The organism is Chitinophaga lutea (assembly GCF_003813775.1).
GTDB classification, from domain to species: domain Bacteria; phylum Bacteroidota; class Bacteroidia; order Chitinophagales; family Chitinophagaceae; genus Chitinophaga; species Chitinophaga lutea.
Genome location: NZ_RPDH01000001.1, coordinates 48,520 through 66,747, shown reverse-complemented (window position 1 = coordinate 66,747; position 18,228 = coordinate 48,520). Strand labels below are relative to the sequence as shown.

The following is an 18,228-nucleotide window of genomic DNA, read 5'->3' as shown; positions in this document are numbered from 1 at the left end:
ATTTAAATCCATGAAAATGAGACGCAAGCAACCATACAATAAACTGATACCCGTGCTGCTCGCCTGCATCCTGGGATATACTTCCTGCGAAAAAGCACTGGAGGAAAAAACATACGACAAGTTCTCTTCATCCACGTTTTACCTCAATGCGGAAGACGTAAAAGCGGCTGTTACCGGCATGTACGGCGGGATGCTGAACCGGGGCCACTACGGCGGCGGCTGGGGAGGCGCCAACGAAGGCTGGGTGGCGCAAAGCAGTTTTATGACGGACGAGCTCGTCTGTTCCTGGGGCTGGGACGGCTGGCGGAAATTCAACCAGCTGAATTTCTCCGAAGACTTTTCCCAGCTGCTGAACCACTACAACGGCCTGATGCCCATGGTTTCCGAGATCACCCTCAACCTGGAGAAAATCCCGACGGTCAAGATGGACGAAACGCTCAGAAACCGTTACCTCGCGGAACTGAAAGCATTACGCGCGCATTACTCCTGGATACTGTATAACTTTTATGGGCCCGTGCCTATCCGCATAGACGCGAAGGAGGCTTCCAACCCCGCCGCGGCGCCGATTCCCCGCCCGGACAAACAATGGATGGTAGCCCAGATCGAAAAGGATTACAAAGAAGCCCTGGCCGTGCTGCCCAAAGCCAGCGAACTGGCGGCCGCAGACTATGGCCGGTTTACGAAAGACGCCTGCCTGATGGGCCTGATAAAGCTGTACATGCATGAAAAAAACTGGAAGGAAACCATCAACCAGTTCAACGTTCTCAAAACGTACGGCCACGACCTGCAGAAGAATTACGCCGATATTTTCAAGTATTCCAACAAGGGGAATACCCTGGAAGTACTGCTGGCGATTCCCTGCCGGTTCGACGCGGACAATAGCAACCTCTGGCTCGCCATGTGCATGCCCGGCAACTACGTTGACCCCGGCGGCCTTTCCATTACGCAGTGGGGTGGCTACAAGATGCCCTGGAAAACATACGACCGCTTTGACCAGAACGATAAACGCCTGAGCGTGCTGCTGGCCAAATGGCCGACCAACGGCGGCGCCACCTTCGACGCCCGTGCGAACAACTACATCGGCGCCATTCCCATGAAATACGGCCCCGACCCGGGCGCCATCAGCGAAACGCAGGGCACCGACATTGTGGTGTGGCGTTACGCGGATGCCATGCTGCTGGCGGCTGAAGCCATCAACGAAGACCAGGGCCCCGTACAGGAAGCCTACAACCTGCTCAACGCCGTACGTACCCGCGCCGGCGTGCCCACGTACACGCTGGGCCAGTTCGACAAAGATGCGTTCAGGAAAAAACTCATGGACGAGCGGCTGTTTGAATTATGGTGCGAAGGCGCCCGCAGGGAAGACATGATCCGGTGGGGCACCTTCATCCAGCGTGCGAAAGACGAAGGCTCCGTTTTCACCAAACCGGGCTACGTACTCCACCCGCTGCCGAGGAAGGTGATCAATGAAACCAAAGGCGTTGTAAAACAAAATGAAGATTACTAAACATACCCGCATGAGCCTGACCATCGTCAGGCTCATTTTTTTTCTGGCACTCGCGGGATGTGCGGAAAGGAGGAGCGACGGCGAAGCTGCGGCCCGGAAATACTGCGCCGCCTGCCACGCGTTCCCTGCCCCCGCGCTGCTGCCGAAAGCGGTATGGAAAAACAGCGTATTGCCCGCCATGGGCGCTTTCGCGGATATTTATACAGACCGCAGCGGCGAATACAAAATGCTCCCGCCACAGCTGGCGCATCTGCGCGACCCCGTGATCGCGGGTGTACGCACCGCTATTCCGCTGGATGAATGGAAAAAGATCGTGGCCTGGTACCTGCGCCAGGCGCCGGATCAGCTGCCGGAACCTTCGCCGGAAAAAGTGAGGCCCGCCGCCGGATTCGCGTTGCGCCTCCCGGACAAAAGAGCCACGTCGTTCACGGCCTGCATCTATTTCGACGAAGCAGCACAAATCCTTTTCCAGTCGGACATACACAGCGGCGTATTGCGCATTTTCGATCCGCAGCTGCAGCAGGCAGACAGCCTGTTGCATACTTCCGTGGCAGACGTTGCCCCGCTCGGCGAAGGCCGTTACCTGCTCACGAACATCGGCCAGATCAACCCCGGCGGATTGAACAGGAACGGCAGCGTGGAAGAGATCGTTATCCGGCAGCGGAAGATCGTGAGCCGCCGCCTGCTGTGCGACAGCCTCTACCGGCCGGTGCAGGCGCTGAAAATGCCGGAGGGCCTGTTCGTGTGTGAGTTCGGGTTTATGGAAGGAATGCTGTCCGTTTTCACGGCGGCGGGCAAAAAGACCATCGCGGCTATTCCCGGCGCCATCAGGATGTATGCGGAAGATGTGAACCACGACGGAAGAACGGACATTGTCGCGATGTTCGCGCAGGGAAAAGAATGCATCACCGCGTTCATCAACGAAGGAAACGGCAGGTTCCGGCAGCAGGATCTGCTCACGTTCCCGCCATCGTACGGTTCCTCGTACTTCCAGCTGGCAGACATGGATGCCGACGGCAGAAAGGATATCGTGTACACCTGCGGCGATAACGCGGACCAGTCGCCCGTATTCAAGCCATATCACGGCGTATATGTTTTCCGCAACACCGGCGCCGGTTACCGGCAGGTGTATTTCCGGCATCTCGATGGATGCTACCGGGCCATACCGGCAGACCTCAACTGCGACGGGCAAACCGACCTGGCGGTGATCAGTTTTTTCGCGGACTTTGAACGGAAGCCTGTACAGGCGCTCGTGTACCTCCTGCAAAGGCAGGCATGGCAGTTCGATGTATATGCGGACGAGCAGGTGGCCGCGATGGGGAGATGGGTTTGCATGGACGTCAAGGATGTGAACGGCGATGGCCGGCCGGACATTCTCGCCGGCAATATGGCCGCCAAACCGGGCAACAACACATTGTTAATGAACCGGTGGCTGCAAGGCCCCGAATTCATCATCTGGGAAAACCGATTCTGAACATCACTTAAAATCACCCAATGAAAAAGCTTTTGTTCTTTATATCATTCCTGCTGGTGGCGGTAACCAGCATCGCACAAACGCCAGCTGCTCCTACAGCGCTGAAACTGACAGGCACCAGGAGCTGGATACGCCTGAACTGGACGGACAATGCGGCCAATGAACAGGGGTACCGGATCTACTGGTCCACCGCCAATGTCAAACCCGGCACCCCCAACGCCACCATCGGCGCTAATACCGGCCGGTATTACATCTCCACCGTGAACGCACTGACGGACTATTACGTTTGGGTGGAAGCCTACAACGCGTCCGGCGCCAGCAGCGCACTCACCGGTATGGTGAACACCACCAAAGCCTGGGTACTGGACCCCGCCGAAACGGGATCGCTGTCCATTCCAAGCTCCGCGGCGGTGCCCGCCGGCATGCAGTTGTACTGGCACGACGAGTTTAACGACGCGCTGCTGAACCGCAACAAATGGAGCACGAACTATTACTCCACCATCGACTACCGCGACACGACCAACCTCACCAAAATGCAGACCAATACGTTGCCCCAGCCCGCATACCGGATGACCGGCAGCAGCATACAGCTGCTGGTATCGGCGGCCGCGCCGGCACAGGCATTCTGGCCCAACGGGAGGAAGGTATCGTCGATACAGACGTACGACTGGCAGAGCAACGAAAATTACCTCGACAACAAACGCGGCGGTTACTACGAGATCAGGGTGCGCCGCAGCAATACCACCCAGGTGACCAACCTGAATGCCGCCTACTGGTTCGATTCACCCGGTCCCGACCTGAAATATTATGCCGAACTGGGCAATACCTTCACCTCCAAAACCGGCCCTGTAACCGGTGTGCGGCCAAGGGGGCAGGTATTCGAGATCGACGTGTTCGAGCAGGGCGACAATGCCGCCACGTCTACCATCACCCCCTTCACCATTCACGGCAACGTGGCGGCCGACGGCACCTTCCAGGGCAACCTCGGTACCTACAACGCCACGCTGACCAACCAGACCAGCTGGGCCACGCATGGCATGCTGTGGACGCCGACGAGCATCAAATACTACATCAACGGGGCGTTGAAAAAAGAATGGTCGGGCAAAACCGATATCAAATCTGCAAACCATTTTATGAATGTGTTCCTGGGTATTTACGGCGCGGGCGACAGCGCCAGCATGGAAGTGGATTTCATCCGCGGTTACCAGTGGCCGGTGGTGAACGGCAACGAATTGCCGAACGGCGGCGCCGAATACGGTACGCAGTTATTACCCTGGGAAGGGACCGCTACCGTTTCCGCTACGGCGCAAAGATCGGGCAGCAACGGTTTTGCGCTGACTGCGGGGCAAACCCTCACGCAGTATGTATACCTGGATAATAATCAGAACTACCAGCTGAAGTATTGGGCAGCCGGGGCGGGTAACCTCGAAGCGAAAGTGGAAAATATCACTCCCGTGAAAGGGACCACGCAAAACATTTACCTGGCGGCGGCAGCGGTGACTGCCTCTTTTTCACAATCCGTACTCGATTGTAAAACCGGCACGGAATACGGCGATCATGTGAAAACGGTGAAGGTGACTTTCACCAACACCGGCACCGGCCTCATTAAACTCGACGACATCGCCCTCGAAAAGGGCGGCACGGGAGGTTCCGCGTCCTATTGCACCGCATCCGGCGGCACCCACGCAACGGACCGTTATATTACTTCGCTGACCAGCACCGGGGCAGGGCATAACATCAGCTACAGTAACAGCGCATACCCGGCGAACGGTTATGGTTATTATACGGCGGACTCCATTGCGGCCGCGCAGGGAAATTCCTTTACGCTCAACATGACGAACAGTAACAACACCAAATGGTCGCGGGTGAATGTGTATGCGGACTGGAACGGAAACGGCAGCTTTACCGATGCCGGCGAAACCCTCTTTACCGCAGGTAACGCCAGCCAGGACAATAGCGCCACGGTGCTGAACATCAGCCGGACGGTGAGTGTGCCGGCATCCGCGGTTACCGGCAATACGCGCATGCGCGTCCGCTTTTATGATGCATGGAATACAGACCCCGGCCCCTGCGGGCAGGCGGATTATACCACCGCGCACGACTTTAAACTGCGCATCACACCGGCCGGCGGCGGCGGCGCTTTGGCCGTGGCGCATACGATGCCGGCTGAAGAACAAAAGACCGAGGGCATCTTCAGTATTTACCCTAACCCCGCAAGCGGCCAGTTCACGGTGAAACATGAGAGCACTGCCGCCGCACAAGGCAGGCTGAACATCCTGAACATGGCCGGCGAAACCGTTCAACGCCGCGACGTGAGGGTAGAAAAAGGCATGAACCGGTTTACCGTGAGCATCGCCGGTATTCCCGCCGGTATTTATGTGGTGGTGCTGGAAGCGCACAACAGGAAAAGCACACAAAAGCTTACTATCCGGTAAGTAGCAGGAAGGATATTGTTCCAGGGGGCCGGCCAAAAAAGGTCGGCCCTTTTCGGTAAAGAAAAGGACCGGCATCCGGAGTTTGATCATGCATCTCCGTTCAAAAATTGTTTACTGTATCTCATTTCTTTTCCACCACCATGCACACCACCGACATCGGGGGCAACTGCACTTTTATCTCCTTCGAAGCAGCGGCGCTAAACGCCTTCACGTTCGCATAATCGGCAGGCCCGCCTGCAATGCCGGTGGGCCCATTGCCATTCACGAACACCTTCCGGGAAAAGCTGCTCACGCCTTCGCCGCCCGTCAGCACGTACCAATAATACCGCCCGCCGGGATTGAAGTTTTTAAAACTGAGCTGCACATCCCGCGTGGTATTCGTCTTGTTCACAAGGGTTACGCCCGCCTCGCCGGAGCTGAAGGTGGACGCGTAAGCGTTGATACCGCTGTCTGTACCGGAAATGCCGGTATGGATGAAGCGGTCGCCCAGGCACCGGCGGAAGTAGTAGAGATAATAAAACGCCGGCCGCGGCTCCCAGCGCTGTTCACCGGAGGGGCCTTCGCCCTGGCTGAACAGCCCGTGATCGTTGCCGTTTTCCCAGGCGTTGGCGAGGTCCCACCGGCAGGCCAGCCCGAAGCGGTTGCGCATCAGTTCGCCGATCACCAGCACGGCATGCATGCCGCTTACCTGTGATACCATTTGCTGCGAGCCTACGGCGAAAATATTCCATTCCGTCAGCGCCACGGGTTTCATGGGTACGCCGGCCGATTGGGCCGAAGCCGTCACGTGATCCACCATGGCTTTGGTGACGGTTTCGGCGGAAGCCAGTACTTCGGGTGGATTGGAGTTGGTATTGTACGGCGTATAATAACTATGGATGATAAAATAATCCGCCGCAGCGCCCGCCTGCCGGAGCACCCCGGTATTCCATGTTTTGTCGGTGGTGGTGGCCCAGATCGCCGGCTCGTGCTCCAGCAGCTGCGCGCCGATAAAAATAGGCTTCCCGTTTTCAGCGGCGGCTTTGCGCATGGAGTCCGCGAATACTTTAAAATGTTTGCCGTATAGGTCTCCGTTGACCAGCTGTGGCTGGCCGTCTTTATTGCCGGCGCCATCGATCCGGTATCCCGCCTGCCAGGTGCCGTTGCTTTCATTCCCCACTTCCCAATAGCGTGTGCGGCCTTTGTCGGCCCGCACCCATTCCGCTGCGAGGTGCGCGGCCACAGCTACGGGATCAGTGCCGGTGCCGTAGCGGGCATAACCGTAGTTGACGGTGATGATGCCCTGGTTGCCGGTCAGCTCCAGCATCCGGTAATAATTGGCGACGGACATCGTCCAGTCTGCCGTGTTGCCACCGTACCAGTAACCCGCTTCGCTGAGCCGGCCGTCCGCATCCGCCAGTTGTGCCGGCGCGTCGGCGGGCGGCTGCCCCGGCGCGGCATTCCAGAAATACACGCTGCTCAGGTTGCCGCCGGGAAAGCGGATGATGCCGGGCTGCAGCTGTATGAGGTGATTGATCAGTTTGGGCTGGTTCACCACCTGGCTCATGAAGATGTTGCCGTTGTTCCCGAACAGCGCGGGGGATACTTTCGTGGCGACGGCAGACGCGTCGACCGTTACCGTATAGGCGGCCGCGGCAGGGGGGGCCTTTTCCGTAAAGGCGGGGGCGGTGAATGTGCGTTCCCGCCACCCGTCCATGAAGAAGCCGATTGTATTGGCCGTGGGCGGATCATCGGGTTTCACCAATGTTCCGCTCGTGTCTGTTCCTCCCAGTTGCCCGCCGTTGCCGCGGTCTCCTCCGTTCCTTTTGTTACATGCTCCCGCGGTTGCGGATACCAGGCATAACAACCAGATTCCTCTTATTACATTCATGCTTAATTGACCTTTATTATCCTGAAATTATCGAACGCCGCGTTGAACACTTCTATCGGCGCGGCGGCTGAAATGATGCGGAAACCGAAAGGCACCACGCCGCCGGCTTTGAGCAGGTCGCCCATGGATGCGGCGTTGGCGCCGGTGCCTTCCACACCGTCCGCGGCTTTCCTGAACTCGCTCAGCCGCACGGTCACCGTCTGCCATTTGTTGGCCGTGTGGAACGATTGGCCGGGCGCGCCGGTGAACGGCGTGAAGCGGTACGCATAGTTATCGCCGAAACGCAAAACACAAACGGCGGTGGTCCAGGGTTCTTTCGTGTTGACCTCGAACTTCAGCGCGTAGTTGGATGCCTGCTGCGTCATGATGGCGGCGGTAAACATCGGGGCGTCGTTGAAGTTGCCGGAGCGGCCGTTGTTCCACCAGGCGCCGTCGTCGGCGCCTACGCCGCCGAACAGGCAATGCAGGTAGTGCCCGCGGGTGCCGGGGAACAACGCGGCGTCGTTCTTGCGGTCCGCACCCCACCAGGCCCAGTTGAAGCGCGGCAGCTCGCCGGTTTCCCCTTCGTCGGTGAGGTTGCTGAATACATCGCCGCTCTGGTGATCGTTCAGCGGCCCGTCTGAACGGGTGCTGCCGTATTTGGCGACGATGGTGATGCGGCCCGTGTCCGTGCCGAGGTCGGGCATGATGAGGCCCACGCGCGTGCCTTCGGTGTTGCCGTTCAGCGCGGTGACGGTGCGCCCGCCGGGGAACTGGATCTTTTCGATCAGCCAGAGCGCGGAGCCGTAGATGATCAGCGAATCGCCGGGCAGCGCATTTTCGTTGGAGATGGCGGTGATGCTGGGTGGCGGGATGTCTACCACAAAAGCATAAGTGGTTTCACCGTGCGTGGTCACGATGCGTATCTGGTTGGGTACGGCCGGGTCGGTGGCCTCCGTGGGCGCTTCCTCCGGGATGGTAATGATGAGGTGGGTATTGGTGTTATAAGCAGGATTGAAATAAGCTTTCATGCCGTTGAAATACACCTCGGTGATGCCGCCCAGGTTGTCGCCGGTGACGAGCAGCAGCGTGCCGGGCAGGGCACGGGTGAAGGCGCTGTCCTGCTTCGTGGAATCGAGCAGGGTAACGGCGCGCACTGCGGGCGGGCCGCCGGCGCTGTCGTCTTTCGAGCAGGCCCAGAGCAGGCCCAGCAGCAGGATGCATATGATGGATGGCAGTTTGTTCATGTCGTTGTTTTTTTGACTTTAGAATTTGTAAGGCACAGGCGGTTTGCGGAGGTTGGGCGCGGCAGACAGTTCCACGGCCGGGTACGGCAGGTAGAAGTTACTTTCCGTCACCGGGTAAAAAGCCGGCGTGTCCGACGTGATCGTCCAGCTGGTAGCGTTGGTGGCGGCGTTCGGCACGATGCGGTAGGTGCCCCTGTCCTGCGAAGCCAGCAACTGCAGTGCTTTCTGCGGGGAGTGGTAATGCATGCGCACCACGTCGTACCAGATCTGCCCTTCCATCGCCAGTTCCAGCCTTCTTTCGGTGAAGATGTCGTCGGCCGTGATCACCGTCTTTTCCGGAACACCGGCTCTTCTGCGCAGTTCGTTGAAGTACCGCAGCGCGGTAGCGTCCGCTGTGGAAGCGGCCGCGCCCAACGCGGCTTCCGCATACACGAGGTACACATCTGCGAGGCGAAGCATATACGTGTTGATCTCCGTATGCTGCTGCGTCACTTTGCCTTCATTGTCTTCCGGCCGGCCTACCACATATTTTTTCACCCAGGCGCGGGTGTTGTACCGGTCGGTGCCCTGCCAGTTCCACGGCACCTGCAGTTCCTGGATGAGCTTTTTGCCGGGGTTGTTGGGATCGTCTACGGACTGATGGATATAGGGATAATGATCGCCGGGGAACATAAAGGTGGCCTTGCGGCGTTTATCCGCGGCGGAGTATAGTTTCAGCTGATCCAGCGATGCGCCGAGGTCGCCGCCCCATCCGTCGCCGAAACCGGTGATTTCCGAGCCATACGCCAGGAAAGCCTGCACGCTGTTCTGTGTGCCCCAGTCGCCGTCGTATTTCCATTGCAGGGCAAACAGGCTTTCGGAATTATTATTGTTTTTCATGAGGAACAGATCCTCGTAGTTCGCCATCAGTTTCGCCCCACTGTTCTGTATCACGTCGAGGGCGTATTTTTTCGCTTCGTTGAGGTCTTCCTGGTTGAGCGTGCCCTTGATGCCTGCACGGCTGAGATATGCCTTGGCCAGCATGCCCTTGGCGCTCCAGCTGGTGATGCGGCCTTTCAGCGCGGGCGATGAGGGCAGGTGCTGCGCGGCAAACTGCAGGTCGCGGATGATGAACTCCCAGATGGACTCCACGGTGTTGCGCGTGATGGAAGTATCCGTGAGCAGCACGTTGTTGTCCACGATGATGGGCACCGGCCCCCAGTTCTGCACCAGGTAGCTGTACGCCACCGCGCGCATGAACCTGCCTTCGGCGATGCCGGCCTGTTTGACGTTTTCAGATACGGCGGGCGACGTGTATTTGGTGAGGTTGTTGATCACCATGTTGGACTGCGCCACCACGTTGAAGAACGACGTCCAGCTGGTGTACACTTCCGGCGTCACGTCGGTGGTCTGCATGCGGATGTTGGTCACCTGGTAGGAGCCGGACATGAGCGCGCCGCCGCGCCCGTCGCCGATGCCATGGGACGATTTATCGTTGTACGCGAACCATACGATGTTGTACAACGGCGCTGTGCCCGCCAGCACCTGTTCGGACGTTTTGTAAAAGTTGGCGTCCACGATGGCGTCTTCCGGCGGACGGTTCAGAAAATCTTTGCTGCAGCCGGCGAGCAAGCCGCACCAGATCAGCAGGAGTAATATGCTAGGAGAAATCTTGGTCATGTTGTAATGCTTTAGCTTTAAAAATCAACACCGATGCTGGCGGTATACATCCGGGTGAGCGGGTAACGCCCCGCATCCACGGCAATCAGCTGGCTGTTCAGCTGTACTTCCTTGCCGAGGTAGGCGCCCACTTCGGGATCGAAACCTTTGTACCGGGTGAAGGTGTGCAGGTTCTGCGCGCCGATCGACACCCGCACCGCTTTCACGATAGGCTGCCGCTGCAGCCACTGCTGCGGCAGGTTGTAGCCCAGCTGTACGTTTTTGATGCGGATGTAGGAACCGTCTTCCACGAACCGGTCGGTAAACCGGTTGCCGTTGCCGTTGAGATCGCTGCCCGTGATGCGGGGCACATCCGTACCGGGGTTTTCCAGTACGTCTTTGCCGCCTTCGGATTTGATGCGCGCATAGTCGAACGCTTCACGCAGCAGGTTGCGGCCGAGGTTGATGTTGTTCGGGTTGGTGTTGTTGAAACGCAGGTAATTGTAGATGTCGTTCCCCTGCGCCCCGGTGAGCAGGATGCTCAGGTCGAAACCTTTGTACGAAAAGGTGTTCGTCAGCCCGAAAGTCAGCTGCGGCCAGGGATTGCCGATATAGGTCTGGTCGCGGGAGTCGATGATCTTGTCGCCGTTGAGGTCTTTGTATTTGATATCGCCTACCCACACGCCGCCGTCTCTCGATACGGGCATGCGCGTACCGTCCGCCTGTGCGGGGATGGCGCTTTTGTTGATCTCTTCTTCCGACTGGAAAATCCCTTCCATCACATACCCCCAGAACATCCAGGGCGCCTGCCCGATGGCGGAGCGGCTGGTGAAGTTGTCCATATACCAGGCGCTGCGGGAGAGGAAAGCGGCGTCTGAATAGAACCGGGTGACTTTTGTTTTGAACGAGGAGATGTTGAAGTTCGTCCGCCAGGTGAAGCCGCTTTTATTGTCGATGTTCACCGTGTTGAGCGTGATGCCGAAACCTTTGTTTTCGAGCGCGCCGATGTTCACGATGGGCGGGTTGATGGCGCCTTCGCCCTGCGTGCCCATGTAAGCGGGCAGCGGGTTGGGCATGAGCAGGTTGTCCGTATTGCGGACGTAATAATCAGCTTCGAGCTGCACGCGGTCTTTGAAGAGGCCCAGGTTGATGCCGATGTTTTTGGTTTCGGTGGATTCCCATTTGAGGGCCGCGTTGCCGTATTGCCCCGTGCGGAAACCCGCGCCCCAGGGCGTGGTCACCGAGTTCAGCGCGGAGTATTGCGCGCCGCCGCTGCCGTTGTTGCCCGTGGTGCCCCACTCGGCGCGGAGCTTCAGGTTGCTGATAAAAGTGAGGCCGCGCATGAAGGGCTCTTCGCTCACACGCCATGCGGCGGATACGGAAGGGAAGTAGCCCCATTTGTTCTCCGGCCCGAAATTGGACGATCCGTCTGCACGGCCGGCGAGTTGCAGGATGTATTTGTTGTTGTACGTGTAGTTGATGCGGCCCAGCCACGATTCCAGTGCGCCGGAGCCCTTGGAGCTGCCGGTGGTCTGGCCCAGCGCGTCGCCGAGGTTGAGGCTGGGGATTTCGTTGCTGGCGAAACCGGTACGGGCGGCGCTGAAGCTCTGGTAGTTCCAGGCCTGCGCTTCGTGGCTGGCCATCACGCCGATGCTGTGTTTGCCGATGTTCGTATTGTATTGCAGCAGTTCATTCAGGTTCCAGTAGAAGTTGCGGTTGGTGGATATGCTCAGGCTGGCCTTCTCGTTGGCGTTATACCCGAGGCGGTAGGTAGGCGTGAACTTGCTGCCGTCCGCATATTCGAAGTTGCCGTTGAAACTGGTGCGGAAGGTGAGCCCTTTGATGATGCCCACTTCCGCGGAAATGCCGCCGAGCCCGCCGGTCTTCTTCAGATTATTGTCGATGAGGTTGGCGATGGCCACGGGGTTCAGCGGTGCATATTTGGCATTGCCGCCGTATTCGTTTTCCGTGGCGCCGCCCCAAGACCCGTCGGGGTTCCGCACCGCGATGTTGGGGGCGAGGTTGATGGCGTTGCGGATCACGTCTTCACTGGTGGATGCGAGTTTTTCCTTCGTCTGGAAAAAGCTGAGGGTAGTGTTCAGCTTCAGCCATTTGAACAACTGGTTGTCGAGGTTGAGGCGGAACGAATACCGTTTGAAATCGGAACCGATGGCAACGCCTTCCTGGTCGAAATATTCGCCGGACAGATAATAATTGGTGCTGTTCGCGCCACCGCTCACGGTCACCTGGTGCTTTTGCAGCGGCGCCGGGCGGAAGAGCTCTTTCTGCCAGCGCGTGCCTTCGCCCAGCACGGAGGGGTTGGCGAATTCCGCGGTAGGGGTGCGGCCCAGCAGGCGGGCTATTTCGTTGTTCATGATGGCGTATTGCTGGAGGTTCATGACAGAGAGGTCGTCGGGTTTGCCCTGCTGTGAATACAGGTAGTTGTAGTTCACCTTCATCTGCCCCGCCTTCCCGCGTTTGGTGGTCACCAGCACCACGCCGTTGGTGGCGCGGGAGCCGTACACTGCGGTAGCGGAGGGGCCCTGCAGCACCTCGATGGACTCGATGTCTGCCGGGTTGATGCCGGCCAGCGGGTTCACCGAGCTGGTATTGCCGTAGCTCACCGTGGCGGGTTGCATCTGCACGCCGTCTATTACATAGAGGGGCTCGTTGGTGCCGCTGAGGGTATTGACCCCGCGGATCACGACCGATACGCCGCCGCCGGGCTGACCGGTGTTCTGCGTGACGTATACGCCCGCGGCGCGGCCCTGGAGCGCCTGGTCCATGGTGGTGTTGATGGTTTTGCCGATGTCTGCCGATGAAATGGAGACCTGGGCGCTGCTCTGGTCCGTTTTTTTGATGGTGCCGTAGCCGACCACCACCACATCTTTCAGCAGGCGCTGGTCTTTTTCCAGCGAGGCGTTCAGCACATTGCCGGCGCCTACCCGCAGCTCCCGGGCGGCCAGCCCGATAAAGGAGATGCCGATCACCTGGCCGGCAGCGGCGTTGATGCTGAAGCGGCCTTCGTTGTCGGTCACCACCGCATTGGTAGTGCCGCGCACGGCCACGGTGGCGCCGGCCACGGGCCTGCCGCTTTCAGCGTCCGTGACCGTGCCCGTGATTTTGCGGGGCGTGTTCTGCGCCACGGCCGGCAGGGCGAGCAGCCAGAGGCAGATCATGGCGCATAAGGCCATACACGACCATGCTGTAATGCTGTTTTTTTTCATACGTGCAATTAGTTTTTGTGGATGGGAAATGAGCGTTTCAGTCCTGGTTGTTATTTCATAAGTAGACGTGGAATAAGTCTCCGGATAAATGTAGAAACGGCTTTCCACAGTGAGGGGCCTCCCTTGTTTATATTACCGGTCGGGAATGTTGCAGGGCAGGGATGGGATGTTAATTTGAGGGGTATCATTTGTTGCAGGTTTTCATGCAATGTATTGTAGATCATTTTGTTGAAGGAATGGTAAGGCGGGTGTGGCCGGGTTGCTTTTGCAGGCATGTGTGAAGTGGAAGTTGCCCAGGGTTTGCGGAAAATGGCGGGTGCTGATTCCCTGCCCGGCGATGCGGCAGCCGGGAAATTCGGTAAACATGAAGTCTTTATGCCGGCATCAGAGCAAGGGCCGCACCGGGCCGGGGAATGCAGGTATGCATTGCCCGCACCATCGGCTGCGGCAATCGTTGCCCGTTTATTTCCGGTTGGCGATGGCGTAGGCAGACGGCAGCATGTGATAGGCCATCTTGAAATGACGGGCGAAGTACTTGGGATTGTTGAAGCCCACTTCGTACGCCACTTCCGTGATATTCATTTCGGTTTTGGTGAGGAGCATGGCCGCCCGCTGAAGGCGTACCGTGCGGATGAATTCGATGGGAGGGTGGCCCGTGAGCGCGTGGATGCGCCGGTAGGTCGATACCCTGTTCATGCACAGTTCCCGGCTCAGTTCTTCCACCGTAAAGCCGGGGTCGGAGAGGTTCTTTTCCACGATTTCCAGTGCCCGCTGCATGAACTTTTCGTCGCTGGAGAGGCCGTTGGCGCCTTCGGGTTCCTTCTGCGGGATCACAAGCTGCAAGGGCGCCTGCCGGGAGAGCAGGTTGCGTACGCGCGAGAGCATGATCTCGAAGTTGAACGGTTTGATGAGGTAATCCGCCGCCCCGGTTTCCAGGCCTTTGAGTTGCGCTTCTTCCGCCGCCAGGGCCGTGAGCAGGATAACGGGGATGTGCCGCGTACGGGCGTCGCCGGTGATTTTCCGGCAGAGTTCCACCCCGTCCATCACCGGCATGGTCACGTCGCTCACCACCAGGTCGGGCTGCCGGGCGAGGGCTTCCTGCCATCCCGCCGCCCCGTCGGTTGCTTCGATCACGTCGTAATATTCCCGGAGGTTATCTTTCAGGTAGAAGCGGAAGTCTTCATTGTCTTCCACCAATAGAATGGTCTTTTTCTTCTTGTTTTTCTTTTTGCCGCCGGCCAGGGTCACCTGTTTGGGTACAGGCGGCGCAGCCTCCGGCGCTGCTTCGCCCGCAGGCGTGAACGGCAGCCGCACGGTGAAGCAGGAACCTTTGTCGGCCTCACTGCGCACCGAAATCGTTCCGTTGTGCAGTTTCACGAACTCCCGCGTAATGGCCAGCCCGATGCCGCTGCCCTGGTTCACATACTGCCCGGGCTGATCGCTCTGGAAAAACCGTTCGAATATTTTGTCGAGCTGCTCGGCAGGCATACCGATGCCGGTATCGGTCACCTTGAGTTCGAGTACAGCCAGCTCCGCTTCGCGGGTCACGTCGGCGGTGACGGACACCGTGCCGCCCGGCGGAGTGAATTTAAAGGCGTTCGACAGCAGGTTGAACACGATGCGCTCCACCTTGTCGTGGTCGAACAACACGTGCAGCTCGCCGCAGTTGGCCGTATAAGAAAATCCGATGCCTTTTCTTTCCGCCAGATCGGAGAAGGAATGGCTGACCTCTTCGAGGAAACCCATGAGCTCGCCCTTTACCAGGGAGGGGTTCAGTTCCTGCAGCTCCATCTTCCGGAAATCCATCAGCTGGTTCACGAGGTTGAGCAGACGGCGGGCATTGCGTTGGATCAACCTGAATTGCTGTTTGTCGGCGGCGTTGGTGCTTTTACGGATGAGGTCTTCTACGGGCGACAGTATCAGCGACACGGGCGTTCTGAATTCGTGGCTCACGTTGGTGAGCAGCCGGATCTTCATCATGTCGAGGTCGTGCATGCGCTGCGCCTCCTGCCGCTCCTGCTGCAGGGTGAAGCGGCGGTGCGCCCGGTGTATCACCAGTTTCCGGGAGAAGTACAGCAGCGCAACGGCCAGCATGATGTAAAGCGCATATGCCCAGGGCGTTTTCCAGAAGGGGGGCAGGATGCGGATTTGCAGGGAAATGCCTTCGCTGTTCCAGCGCCCGTCTTCATCCGCTTTTTTCAGGTGCAGGGTGTAATCGCCCGGACTGATATTCGTATACGTGATGCGCCGCGAACGCCCGTCCGTCAGCATCCACTCCTTGTTAAACCCTTCCAGGAAATAGGTATAGCGGTTTTTGTCGGAATGGATAAAGTTCAGGGAAGCGAAGTCGATGGAAAAATCGTTTTCGTTATACCGCAGCTCCAGCGTCTGGGTTTCGGGCAGCGCGGCAGGCAGCACCACGTGGTTGCGGAATTTTTCATTCACGCCGATGGGTTTGTTGAATAGTTGCAGGCTGGTGAACACGAGCGCCGGCGCAGCCTGGTACTGCCGGATTTCTTCCGGTCTGAAGATGTTGAACCCGTCGGCCCCGCCGAAAACCAGTTCCCCGCTCCGCAGGCCCAGGGCGGCGTTCACGTTGAACACTTTCCCCTGCAGGCCGTCGTCATCGTCGTAATTGCGGCATTTGAGCTGGATGCCGTCGCGGCCTTCTTCCGCCGTTATCCTGCTCAGGCCGCGGGAGGTGCTCACCCAGATGTTACCCTGCCGGTCTTCGAGGATGCTGATGATGTTATCGTCCGGCAAACCATGCTCGGTACGGAAGGTGCGGAAGGTACGCGTGTTTTTGTCGAACAGGCTGAGTCCCTCACGGGTGCCGGCCCACATTCTGCCGCGGCTGTCGCAGAGCAGGGAGCTCACATTGTCGTTGCCCAGCTGGTGCGTGCTTCTCAGCAGGTGAATAAAGATGCCTTTCGATTTGTCGAGCACATCGATGCCGTACGCCGTGGAAATCCAGAGATCGCCTTCCGGTGTTTCGGCGAAGGCGGTGATATAATTGGAGTGAACGGAGTTGGGCTGGTCCGCGCTGTTGTGATAAAAGATCCCGTTACCGGGGTCGAACCGGTCGAGCCCTCCGCCCAATGTACCCGCCCAGAAAGTGTTGCGGCGGTCGCGGTAAATTTTCCAGACGGTCTTGTTGGCCAGGCTGTTGGGGTCTTTCGGGTCATGGCGGTAGTGAGAAAAACGGTGGTGGTTATAGTAGTCCATCCCCCCGAAATAATACCCAATCCAGAGGTTGTCGTGTCTATCGACGTAGAGGCTTACGATCACGTTGTTGCTGATGCTGTTATCGTCTGCCGGGTTGTGTTTGAGCTGCCGGAAGGTATGCGCTTTGCGGTCGAAATGAATGAGCCCGCCGCCGTTGGTGCCAATCCAGAGATTGCCTTTACTGTCTTCCGCGAAGCAGTTCACATCATTGAACGGCAGGCTGTTGGCGACGCCGTTTTTATGCTGGTAGAGGCTGAATTTCATTTTGTTTTCGGCATAATAGCTCACGCCGCGTTTGTAGGTGCCGCACCAGATGATGCCCTGGTCGTCTTTATACAACGCATAGATCGCGTTCTCCGCGATGCTTTTGGCGTCCTGGATGCGGTTGGTGACGTAGGCGGCGCTGAAATCCTTTTTATCCACCACGTTGATCCCCCCATGGTCCGTGCCTATCCAGATGCGGCCGTGCGCGTCCTGTATGATGCTGTTGACGATGTCGTTATTGAGGAGCATGTTCCGTTTGGTGAGGCGGTGGAGGGCGCCGCTGCGCGGGTTGTAATACACCGCCCCGAAGTCGCTTCCGGGGGAGCAGACCCACAGGTCATGATCGTTGTCTACAAACAGCTGCAGCGACAGCGGGGAGCTCGGGACAAACTGGTTGATGGTGTCTGTCTGCAGGAGGGTGCGCCCGCTGCGGGCATCAAGCCGGGTCAGGCGGCCGTCCATAAACAGGAGCATGAGCTGCCCCGCGTTTTCCTGTTTCAGGTCTGCGATCCTTGTTTGCCGCGGGTTGTGCAGCGCGATACGCGCCGCTTTCCGGCCGCCGATGCTGCGGTACAGCCCGGAATCCGCGTAGGCTATCCAGCAGGTGTCGCCGCTGTTGAGGATGGTGGCCACCCCGGCCTGCGGCAGGCCCAGGCTTTGCAGCCAGGCGGCGGCAGGACTGAAGCGCTCCAGCACGGGATCGTACAGGTTGTCGCCCTGGCGGGTTTTGACGTACATGCGGTGGCCCGTGGCGGCGAAAATGCCGGTGATGTAATCGTCGCTGAGGGAAAGCGAATCCGCCAGCCGGTGGCGGAAATGGCGGAAAGTGCTGCCGTCGTACCGGTTCAGCCCGCCCATGGTGCCGAACCACACAAACCCCTTGGCGTCCTTATAAATACAGTTGACCTGGTTGTTGGAAAGCCCGTGATGGATGTTGAGCGTGCTGAATTCATACGACGGCTGCTGACCGTTGGCGTAGTGCAGCAGCAAACACAAAAAAAGCGGCAGATAGTATTTCTGGAACATGTAGATCGTGGAACTGTGTTCGTAATATAACGATTTGCGGGGAATTTTCCTGTAGGGGAGGTTGCATGCTTCCCGGGAAGCGCTGCCGGAAGTCCGGCTGAAGGTACTGGTTACATCGGGTGAACACCGGGTGAACATACCGTGACAGGTGGACTTGATGCGGATTTGGCCTGCAGGGGGCATGGAGATGTGCTGAAAGGGCGTTGTTCCGTTGAAAATGAGACGCCTGGGGGGTGGGGAAAGCATCGGGGCGGGTATAAAGTGTGTGTTTGCGGGAGAATAACGGGCTGCAACGAAGCAAAGGGGCATGAGGAGGCCATCCGCTGAGCGGTTTTG

The 18,228-nt window shown here is 58.4% G+C and carries 8 protein-coding genes; 3 read left to right on the top strand and 5 right to left on the bottom strand.

Annotated elements, in window-relative coordinates:
• Nucleotides 1-16 precede the first annotated feature (16 nt).
• The 3 genes from EGT74_RS00215 to EGT74_RS00205 are packed head-to-tail and all read left to right on the top strand — an operon-like array spanning nucleotide 17 to nucleotide 5,416.
• Nucleotides 17-1,507 (top strand): RagB/SusD family nutrient uptake outer membrane protein, encoded by a 1,491-nt coding sequence (locus EGT74_RS00215; RefSeq protein WP_158617937.1) that lies wholly within the window; start codon nucleotides 17-19, stop codon nucleotides 1,505-1,507.
• Nucleotides 1,494-2,981 carry an FG-GAP repeat domain-containing protein gene (locus EGT74_RS00210; protein ID WP_123844432.1) on the top strand — a complete coding sequence of 496 codons (1,488 nt, stop codon included), beginning with the start codon at nucleotides 1,494-1,496 and terminating at the stop codon, nucleotides 2,979-2,981. The genes EGT74_RS00215 and EGT74_RS00210 overlap by 14 nt, the downstream gene beginning before the upstream one ends.
• 20 nt (nucleotides 2,982-3,001) lie before the next feature.
• A complete protein-coding gene (locus EGT74_RS00205) occupies nucleotides 3,002-5,416 on the top strand; it encodes a GEVED domain-containing protein (RefSeq protein ID WP_123844431.1) in 2,415 nt (804 codons plus the stop codon).
• Between the two features lie 121 nt (nucleotides 5,417-5,537).
• Here EGT74_RS00205 and EGT74_RS00200 read toward each other — a convergent pair whose 3' ends face one another.
• From EGT74_RS00200 to EGT74_RS00180, 5 genes are all read right to left on the bottom strand, one after another.
• Complete coding sequence (locus EGT74_RS00200; RefSeq protein WP_123844430.1) at nucleotides 5,538-7,286, bottom strand: alpha-L-arabinofuranosidase; 1,749 nt, start codon at nucleotides 7,284-7,286, stop codon at nucleotides 5,538-5,540.
• 2 nt (nucleotides 7,287-7,288) lie between these two features.
• Nucleotides 7,289-8,512, bottom strand: coding sequence for a glycan-binding surface protein (locus EGT74_RS00195; RefSeq protein ID WP_123844429.1), 1,224 nt, complete (start codon nucleotides 8,510-8,512; stop codon nucleotides 7,289-7,291).
• Nucleotides 8,513-8,530: 18 nt separating this feature from the next.
• Nucleotides 8,531-10,171, bottom strand: a complete 1,641-nt coding sequence (locus tag EGT74_RS00190; RefSeq protein WP_123844428.1) for a RagB/SusD family nutrient uptake outer membrane protein — start codon at nucleotides 10,169-10,171, stop codon at nucleotides 8,531-8,533.
• A 17-nt stretch (nucleotides 10,172-10,188) separates the two neighbouring features.
• Nucleotides 10,189-13,377 carry a SusC/RagA family TonB-linked outer membrane protein gene (locus EGT74_RS00185; protein ID WP_123844427.1) on the bottom strand — a complete coding sequence of 1,063 codons (3,189 nt, stop codon included), beginning with the start codon at nucleotides 13,375-13,377 and terminating at the stop codon, nucleotides 10,189-10,191.
• A 462-nt stretch (nucleotides 13,378-13,839) separates the two neighbouring features.
• A complete protein-coding gene (locus EGT74_RS00180; protein WP_158617936.1) occupies nucleotides 13,840-18,030 on the bottom strand; it encodes a hybrid sensor histidine kinase/response regulator transcription factor in 4,191 nt (1,396 codons plus the stop codon).
• Nucleotides 18,031-18,228 lie beyond the last annotated feature (198 nt).

Bases quoted from the DNA above. Each gene is read 5' to 3' on its own strand.
- EGT74_RS00215 (WP_158617937.1), top strand. From the start codon at position 17: ATGAGACGCAAGCAACCATACAATAAACTGATACCCGTGCTGCTCGCC.
- EGT74_RS00210 (WP_123844432.1), top strand. From the start codon at position 1,494: ATGAAGATTACTAAACATACCCGCATGAGCCTGACCATCGTCAGGCTC.
- EGT74_RS00205 (WP_123844431.1), top strand. From the start codon at position 3,002: ATGAAAAAGCTTTTGTTCTTTATATCATTCCTGCTGGTGGCGGTAACC.
- EGT74_RS00200 (WP_123844430.1), bottom strand. From the start codon at position 7,286: ATGAATGTAATAAGAGGAATCTGGTTGTTATGCCTGGTATCCGCAACC.
- EGT74_RS00195 (WP_123844429.1), bottom strand. From the start codon at position 8,512: ATGAACAAACTGCCATCCATCATATGCATCCTGCTGCTGGGCCTGCTC.
- EGT74_RS00190 (WP_123844428.1), bottom strand. From the start codon at position 10,171: ATGACCAAGATTTCTCCTAGCATATTACTCCTGCTGATCTGGTGCGGC.
- EGT74_RS00185 (WP_123844427.1), bottom strand. From the start codon at position 13,377: ATGAAAAAAAACAGCATTACAGCATGGTCGTGTATGGCCTTATGCGCC.
- EGT74_RS00180 (WP_158617936.1), bottom strand. From the start codon at position 18,030: ATGTTCACCCGGTGTTCACCCGATGTAACCAGTACCTTCAGCCGGACT.